9 protein-coding genes and 1 pseudogene are annotated in these 7769 nt (G+C 65.2%); 3 read left to right on the plus strand and 7 right to left on the minus strand.

Going from position 1 to position 7769, the window contains the following annotated elements:
* Positions 1-456, minus strand: a 456-nt coding sequence (locus VJ811_RS08530) for a VUT family protein (RefSeq protein ID WP_324071843.1), incomplete at its 3' end; no start/stop codon positions are given.
* 116 nt (positions 457-572) lie between these two features.
* Here VJ811_RS08530 and VJ811_RS08535 point away from each other — a divergent pair.
* The 3 genes from VJ811_RS08535 (at position 573) to VJ811_RS08545 (ending at position 2990) form a co-directional block, all read left to right on the plus strand.
* Positions 573-1913, plus strand: coding sequence for a NupC/NupG family nucleoside CNT transporter (locus VJ811_RS08535; RefSeq protein ID WP_324071844.1), 1341 nt, complete (start codon positions 573-575; stop codon positions 1911-1913).
* A gap of 124 nt (positions 1914-2037) precedes the next feature.
* The gene (locus VJ811_RS08540; protein ID WP_324071845.1) at positions 2038-2655 is read left to right on the plus strand and encodes a beta/gamma crystallin-related protein; all 618 of its coding nucleotides are present in this window, start codon (positions 2038-2040) and stop codon (positions 2653-2655) included.
* Between the two features lie 14 nt (positions 2656-2669).
* Positions 2670-2990 carry an MliC family protein gene (locus tag VJ811_RS08545; protein ID WP_324071846.1) on the plus strand — a complete coding sequence of 107 codons (321 nt, stop codon included), beginning with the start codon at positions 2670-2672 and terminating at the stop codon, positions 2988-2990.
* A 10-nt stretch (positions 2991-3000) separates the two neighbouring features.
* On the opposite strand, the gene VJ811_RS08550 is transcribed toward VJ811_RS08545, so the two are convergent.
* From VJ811_RS08550 to VJ811_RS08575, 6 genes and pseudogenes are all read right to left on the minus strand, one after another.
* On the minus strand, positions 3001-3489 hold the full coding sequence (locus VJ811_RS08550; RefSeq protein WP_324071847.1) for a hypothetical protein: 489 nt from the start codon (positions 3487-3489) through the stop codon (positions 3001-3003).
* Between the two features lie 68 nt (positions 3490-3557).
* The gene (locus tag VJ811_RS08555) at positions 3558-4160 is read right to left on the minus strand and encodes a class I SAM-dependent methyltransferase (RefSeq protein ID WP_324071848.1); all 603 of its coding nucleotides are present in this window, start codon (positions 4158-4160) and stop codon (positions 3558-3560) included.
* Positions 4157-5023: a 3-hydroxyacyl-CoA dehydrogenase NAD-binding domain-containing protein gene (locus tag VJ811_RS08560; RefSeq protein WP_324071849.1), complete on the minus strand. Its 867-nt coding sequence runs from the start codon at positions 5021-5023 to the stop codon at positions 4157-4159. Before VJ811_RS08560 ends, VJ811_RS08555 begins: the two co-directional genes overlap by 4 nt.
* Before the next feature lie 82 nt (positions 5024-5105).
* Entirely contained in the window at positions 5106-6092 is a 987-nt protein-coding gene (egtD, locus tag VJ811_RS08565; RefSeq protein ID WP_324071850.1) for an L-histidine N(alpha)-methyltransferase, read from the minus strand.
* Position 6093: 1 nt separating this feature from the next.
* The gene (egtB, locus tag VJ811_RS08570) at positions 6094-7395 is read right to left on the minus strand and encodes an ergothioneine biosynthesis protein EgtB (protein ID WP_324071851.1); all 1302 of its coding nucleotides are present in this window, start codon (positions 7393-7395) and stop codon (positions 6094-6096) included.
* A 183-nt stretch (positions 7396-7578) separates the two neighbouring features.
* Positions 7579-7769, minus strand: a pseudogene (locus VJ811_RS08575) (ATP:cob(I)alamin adenosyltransferase); the annotation flags it as partial.

The raw sequence follows: 7769 nt of genomic DNA on the forward strand, positions 1-7769 counted from the left end.
GACAAAACCGCGCAGCGGCAGCAGCCGGCCATTGTTCGCGGTCATCCGCGCAAACAGCCAGACGTTGAGGCTGACCGACACGCCATAGGCGAGGATTCCCGCCGCCATCATGCGCCAGCCCTGTCCGACGATGATCGGGAATGCCGCCTTGGCGGGCTCGTACATGCCCTCGTCAGTCGGCAATTGCAGCACGAACACCGTCAGGATGATCGCAAGGATCAGCGGAATGAAGCCCAGCCGCACCAGCCGGTCGGCGACGACCCGGCCGTGCAATTCGGCGATCCCGCTCGATATCGCGATCAGCGTCAAAAAGGGGAAAATCCCGGCCTCGACCGCGAGCGGGCCAAGCGCAACCTGTTTCGCGCCCAGGAAACCGCCGAGCGGAACCATGCCGCCATAGAGGATCGCGAACAGCAGCAACGAGGGCGCGATCACGCGCGAAGGGCTATTTTCCATCGAGGCCGCTTAATCGCTTTTGCGGCGGGTGGAAAGGTGCCGCATCGGCACGGACTTGCCCCGCCGACAAAGCCCGCTAGACACGGGTATCACTTTGCGGGGGACGCACAGAAATTATGGAACGCCTTATCGGTTTGGTCGGCATCGTCGCATTGCTTGCGATTGCCGTGCTTTTTTCGTCGAACCGCCGCTGGATCCGGCTTCGCGTCGTCGTCCCCGCCTTCCTGCTTCAAGCCGGTTTCGCCGTGCTCGTCATCGGCACACCGTGGGGCCGCGCGGTGATTCAGGCGATGTCGAACGCCGTCTCGAACCTGCTCGGTTATGCCAAGGCGGGAACCGATTTCATCTTCGGTCCGCTCGCCTCGCCCGAAATGGGCGCGAACAGCTTCGCGATCGCCGCGCTGCCCGTCATCATCTTCTTCGCCTCGCTCATCTCGATCCTCTATTATCTCGGCATTATGCAGTTGGTGATCAAATGGGTCGGCGGGGCGATCCAGAAGATCACCGGCATCACCAAGGTCGAAAGCCTCGGCGCCGCGGCGAACATCTTTGTCGGCCAGTCCGAATCGCCGCTCGTCATCCGCCCCTATCTCGCGGGCCTGACCCCTTCGCAGCTTTTCACCGTGATGACCGTCGGCATGGCGGGGGTCGCGGGTACGATCCTCGGCGCCTATGCGAGCATGATCGGCGAACAACTGCTGCCGTATCTGCTCGCGGCGAGCTTCATGTCGGCGCCCGGCGGCATCCTGATGGCCAAGATCATCATGCCCGACGATCCCAAGGATCTCGGCATCGAACCCGTGATCATGCCCGAGGCGAGCCATGACGAGGAAAAGCCCGCGAACATCATCATGGCGGCGGCGCAGGGCGCACAGACAGGCGTCAAGCTCGCGGTCGCGGTCGGCGCGATGGTGCTCGCCTTCGTCGCGCTCGTCGCGCTCGCCAACGGGCTGCTCGCCGGGATTGGCGGCTGGTTCGGCTATCCCGACCTGTCGTTTCAGGCGGTGATTGGCACGATCTTCCGTCCCGTCATGTGGTTGATGGGTGTGCCGTGGGAAGAAAGCGCGGTGGCCGGCGGCCTGTTCGGCAGCAAGATCGTGCTCAACGAATTCGTCGCCTTCATCGACCTCGGCAAGGCGCAGGGCAACATGTCGATGGCGGCGGTCGCGATCGCGACCTTTGCGCTCTGCGGTTTTGCCAATTTCAGCTCGATCGCCATCCAGATGGCGGTGACCGGCGGGCTCGCCCCGAACCAGCGTCCGATGATCGCCAAGCTGGGGCTGAAGGCGCTGCTCGCGGGCAGCCTGTCGAACCTGATGTCGGCGGCGCTCGCGGGGCTGATGCTCGGTGTCGCGCCGCCATTGGCCGCTCCTCCCGCCCCGTCGGCTCAGCCCGTGGCGGCGCCGGCGGCAGCGCCGACGCCCAATGTGGCGGCGGAGCCTGCCAAGATCCCCTGATTTGCGCCGGACCTGCAAGTATTGGCACCGGCCGGTTGGGATAATTTGCAAGCCGCCGCCTAATCGCGTAAATTCCGCGCAGTATAACGAACACCGGGTCACGTTCGCCAATAGGGAGGTTGCCATGAAAACCGCTTATCGTTTGTCGATCCTTGCCGCGGCCGCGGTGTCGATAGGGGCGGGTTTCCTCGCCACCTCCTATGCCCAGACCGCCGAAACCGAACGCTACCGCCCCGATCGCCCGCCCGAAGCGACCTTCTATCGCGACGCCGGCTATCGCGGTCCGGCGGTGTTCGTCGGCGAGGCGAAACCCAATCTTGGGCTTGCATGGCCGGTCAATTCGATCCGGGTCGCGAGCGGTCGCTGGGAACTTTGCGAAAGAACGCGCTATCGCGGGAATTGCCGCACGGTCGATCGCGATACGCCGATGCTGAACAATGTCGTGCGCGGCCTGACCATCCAGTCGATCCGGCCGGTGGGTTCGGGCGGCGGCGGCTGGCAGCCGCCCGCGAACGACCAGGTAGCGCGCGGCAATTTTGCCGAATTCCATACCCAGCCGGCGCGCGGCAACAACCGTATCCTCGCCTGCGAATATGGGTCGGGAACGGCCAATTGCGCGGCGCAGACCGCCGACAATTATTGCCGCTCGATCGGCTGGAACGGATCGGCGCGCGAACATATGGAAACCGTCAGCGGGCGGGTTTACCTCGCCGACGTGCTGTGCGTGCGTTCGGGTTACTGAGGAGGAGAATCGCCATGAACAAGACGATCGCAATTTTCGTTGCCGCCACCGCCGCGCTGGCTGTGGCGGGCTGCTCCTCGGTGCCCCGCAACACGGGCACCAGCTATGAATGCAGCAGCGGCACGCGGCTCAATGTCAACTATCTGCGCGACGGCGCACTCGTGCGCGTCAATGGCGGCATGACGATGGTGCTGAAATCGACCCCCGCCAACCGCGGCGAAATCTATGAAAACAAGAAGGGCGCGCGCCTGCAACGTAGCGGTAACGGCGTGACGTGGAACACCGCGTTGCGCTCGGCACCCGAAAGCTGCCGCGCGATCGCCACTCCACTCTGACGCGCGCGGATCAGGGCCGGGCCGGCGCCTTGCAGCCGCGCTCGAGCCCGACGCCTTTCAGGAAACCGCGGCGCACCGTTCCGGCGTAGACGGCGAGCGCATAGCGCCGACGTTCGGCGTTGGCGCCGGTGACTTCGGCGATCAGCCCGCGAAACGGAATAATCCCACCCGCCACCGTACCGGCGACGCGGCCGGCGGTCTCTTCGCGCTTCTTGGCGCGGTCCTTGTCGACCTGTTCGTTGACGTCGGGGCCCAGCACCTCGTTGAGCTCGCCCACTTCCTTGATGATGGCGGCGCACTTTCCCAGCCCTGACAACGAATAGGGGTCGCCCTGAATCGCCAACAGTTTTGGCGGAACTTCCTTGCCGTCGAACGGCTCGGCGACCGAATTGGCGGTGTCCTTGATCGTCGATTCCTCGGGCGCGCCCTGTTGCGCCTGGACGGGCATGGCTCCAGCGAGAAGGACGGCGGCGAGTGCGATTAAGGTCTTGTTACGCATGATCATATCATCCCCTGCATTCCATACACCTAACGCATCGCACGCCTTTCGGCTCCACCGGCCGGCCCTTATCGCGGACGACGCACGGTGATTTGAACCCACGGCCCCTGCCCACCGTCACAGCCGCCGCCGGCACCTTCGGAGATATCGAATAAATCCCACATGGCGGCCTCGCGATAGAGGGATTCGAGCTGCGCGCGCGTAAGATAGTTGAAATAGCGACCGAAGCGGTCGCGCCCTTCGCTCCCGCCGCCCTTATAGCTGGCGAAATGCAGCCCGCCGGGCTTGAGCGCGCGGTGAATGCGCGCGATCACGTCCGGAAGATCGCGGCGCGGCACATGGAGCAAGCTTGCCGCCGCCCAGACAGCGTCATATCTGCCGGCGGCATCGAGCTCGCCGAAGCGCATCACCCGGACCGGCCTGCCAAGCTGCGCTTCCGCTTTCACCGCGATCTCGGCAACCCCGTCGGTCGGATCGACCGCGAAGCCGCGCGCCATCATGTGCGCGGCGTCGCGCCCGCCGCCGCATCCGAGTTCGAGTATGTCCGCTCCGGCCGGCAGCCGGTCGAGGAAGCGATCGAGATGGCGCGATACGCCCAGCTTGCCCGACGCCGTATAGACCGGCGCTTCCGCCGCATAGAATGCGAGGGTCCGGGCGTCGTATCCGCTCACCGCGTCGGCACGGGCTCCGGTCCCGTCCAGTCGTAAAAGCCGCGCCCGGCCTTTTTCCCGACCCAGCCAGCGTCGACATATTGGACGAGCAAGGGCGCAGGACGGAATTTCGGATCGCCGGTGCCGCTGTAGAGCACGCGGATGATCTCGAGGCAGGTGTCGAGCCCGATGAAATCGGCGAGCGTGATCGGCCCCATCGGATGGTTGAGGCCGAGACGGCAGCCGGCGTCGATGTCCTGCATTGTCGCAACGCCTTCGCCGAGCGCAAACACCGCCTCGTTGATCATCGGCATCAGCACGCGGTTGACGATGAACCCCGGTGCGTCGTTGGCGTGGACGATTTCCTTGCCGAGACCGCGGCCAAAGGCTTCGACTTGTCCCAGCGTGTCGTCGCTGGTGGCGAGGCCGCGGATCAGTTCGATCAGGCCCATCACCGGCACCGGGTTGAAGAAATGAACGCCAATGAAGCGCGCCGGGTCGGGTGCGGCCTGCGCCAGCCGTGTGATCGGGATCGAGCTGGTGTTGCTGGCGAGGATCGCGGTCGCCGACAGATGCGAACCGACGCTGGCGAAGATCGCGCGCTTGATCTCCTCGCGCTCGGTCGCCGCCTCGATGACGAGGTCGGCGGGGGCGAAGGCGCTATGATCGGCGACGGGGGTGATGCGGCCGAGCAGCGCGTCGGCATCCTCCTGCGTCATCTTCTCCTTGGCGACGAGCCGGCCGAGCGCCTTGGCGATCCCCGCCTTGCCCGCTTCGGCGCGCGCCAGGTCGATGTCGGAGAGGAGCACATTATGCCCGGCGTCCGCCGACACCTGCGCAATGCCCGCGCCCATTTGTCCCGCACCGATAACGCCGACGATCATATGCTGCCCTTTTCGCTGAAAACCGTGCCTGTGCCCCTACGGCCTCGGTCCCGCGCGTCAAGAGCGCGCGGAGTCCGGCGTATTAGGGGGCCGAGCGGAAAGCCGTCGCTTCGGCGAGGATCAGGGCAAAGGCGGGATCGGCATCGTCCCAGGTCGCGATCGGAGTCCAGCCGCTCGCGCGCAAAAGCAGGTTCGCGTCGCGTGAGCCATATTTGTGGCTGTTCTCGCTGTGGATCGTTTCGCCCTTCACCATCGCATAATCGCGGCCATCGACGGTGAAGTCCATGTCGCACGCCGCGACGAGGTGCATTTCGATGCGCGCGTGGACATCGTCCCATACTGCGCGATGCGCGAAATTCTCGACCGGGATATCGCCGCCAAGCTCGCGGTTGATCCGCTCGAGCAGGTTGAGGTTGAACGCCGCCGTCACCCCGGCCGGATCGTCATAAGCGAGTTCGAGCGTCGCGACATCCTTGATCCGGTCGATGCCGATGAGGAGGAGCGATCCTTCGCCGAGCGCGCAGCGCCAGTTGCGCAAAAGGTCGACCGCGGTGCGCGCGACCATATTGCCGATCGTGCTGCCCGGAAAAAAGCCGAGCTTGGGCAGATCGGCGATTTCGTCGGGCATCGTCACCCGCTGGGTGAAATCGGCCTCGACCGGATAAATGGGAAGTCCCGGAAAACGCGCCGCGAGCGCCTCCGCACTATCGCGCAGAAAGTCGCCCGAAATATCGACGGGCACATAGGCGGCGGGTGCGATCGCGTCGAGCAACAGCGGCGTCTTCGTCGAGCTGCCCGAGCCGAGTTCGACGACGGCGCGGCCGGGGCCGATCGCGGCGGCGATGTCTGCGGAATGGCGGGTGAGCATGTCGGTTTCGCTGCGCGTCGGATAATATTCGGGGAGCGCGGTGATATCCTCGAACAGCGCCGAACCGGTCGCGTCGTAGAACCAGCGCGCGGGTATCGCCTTTGGCCGCTGCGCGAGGCCGGCGTGGACGTCGGCGCGAAAGGCGATATCGACGCCCGCGTCGTCGGCATCGACCTGACGAAGACTACGAACGACACCCATGTCAAAGATCCTTTGCGAGCCGCACGCCGGTGAATTGCCAGCGCTGGTGGGGGTAGAAAAAATTGCGGTAAGAGGCGCGCAGATGGCCGCGCGGGGTCGCGCAGCTGCCGCCGCGCAGGACGAACTGGCCGCTCATGAACTTGCCATTATATTCGCCGACCGCGCCCGGCGCGGCGCGAAAGCCGGGATAGGGGCGATAGGCGCTTCCGGTCCATTCCCACACGCTGCCGAATATCTGTTGCAAGCCGGTGTCATCGTCGGCGGCGGCGGGCCATACCGGTCCCGCGGCGTCGAGTTGCTGCCCCGAGGCGGGGTCGAATGCCGCCGCCGCTGACTCCCATTCAATCTCGGTCGGCAGGCGCGCGCCGGCCCAGCTGGCGAAGGCATCGGCTTCGTACAAGCTGATGTGCGTGACGGGCGCGGCCGGGTCGATTTCGCGCCAGCCCGAAAGCGTGAACTGGCGGTCGCGATCCCAATAGGCAGGCGCGTTGACATTTTCGGCCTGTACCCACGCCCAGCCGTCGCTGAGCCACAGCGACGATGTGTGATAGCCGCCGTCGGCGATGAATTGCTGCCATTCGCCGTTGCTCACCGGACGGCTGGCGAGCGCGTGCGGGGTCAGAAGCGCGGAAAACTGCGGAACTTCACAGTCAAATGCAAAAGCGTCGCCGGCATGGCCGACCGACACCACACCCTCGGCACCCTTGATCCACTGCATCGCGCCCGTCCGGTCCGGCGTCGGCGGCGAAACGGCGGGAAACTGCGCAACTTCACTCGCGATTGCCGAATCCTTCCACACGGCCGGACCGAGCGGGTTCTGGGCGAAGAGATGTTTGAGGTCGGTGAGCAGCAATTCCTGATGCTGCTGCTCGTGATGGATGCCGAGTTCGACGAGCGCCTGCGCCGCGGGCGACAGGTCAGGCAACGCGCTTTGCACCGCAGTGTCGACATGCGCGCGCCAGATGCAGATTTCGTCGAGCGACGGCCGCGTCAGCAGGCCGCGCTGCGGGCGCGCATGGCGCGGCCCTTCGGCTTCATAATAGCTGTTGAAGAGGTAGGGATAGCGTTCGTCATGGAGGCGGTAGCCTTGCACATGGTCGCGCAGGACGAAGGTTTCGAAAAACCAGGTCGTGTGCGCGAGGTGCCACTTTGCCGGCGAGGTGTCGGGCATCGACTGCGCGCTGGCGTCGGCGTCGGATAGCGTCGCGACCAGATCGAGCGACAGGCGGCGCGTCGCGGCGAAGCGCCGCGCGAGCGGCTCCATCGTGTCAGTCGTCGGCGAAGCGTCGGTGCGGCTGGCCATGATGAGACAATCCCCCGAGGTGCGATTCGGTTTCGCTGGTTCGTCGAATATGGTTACAGCGCGATGGAAAGTCTAGAACATTTAGGGAACATTTTTCCTCTTCGTCATGCCGGACCTGATCCGGCATCCATTTCTCCAGCGTTGCGCGTGGACCCCGGATCAAGTCCGGGGTGACGAATGGATTTAGCGCGTCGCGCCGGGTTTCCAGAGAATATCGCCGCCCGCCGCGGCGTTGATGTGCCGCGTGAGCACGAACAGATGGTCCGACAGGCGGTTGAGATAATTGAGCGCGATCGGGTTGAGGTCGCGCGTCGCACCCGCCGCGACGGCGGCGCGTTCGGCGCGGCGCGTGACGGCGCGCGCGAGGTGGAGCC

Source organism: Sphingopyxis sp., assembly GCF_035250425.1.
Classification (GTDB): domain Bacteria; phylum Pseudomonadota; class Alphaproteobacteria; order Sphingomonadales; family Sphingomonadaceae; genus Sphingopyxis.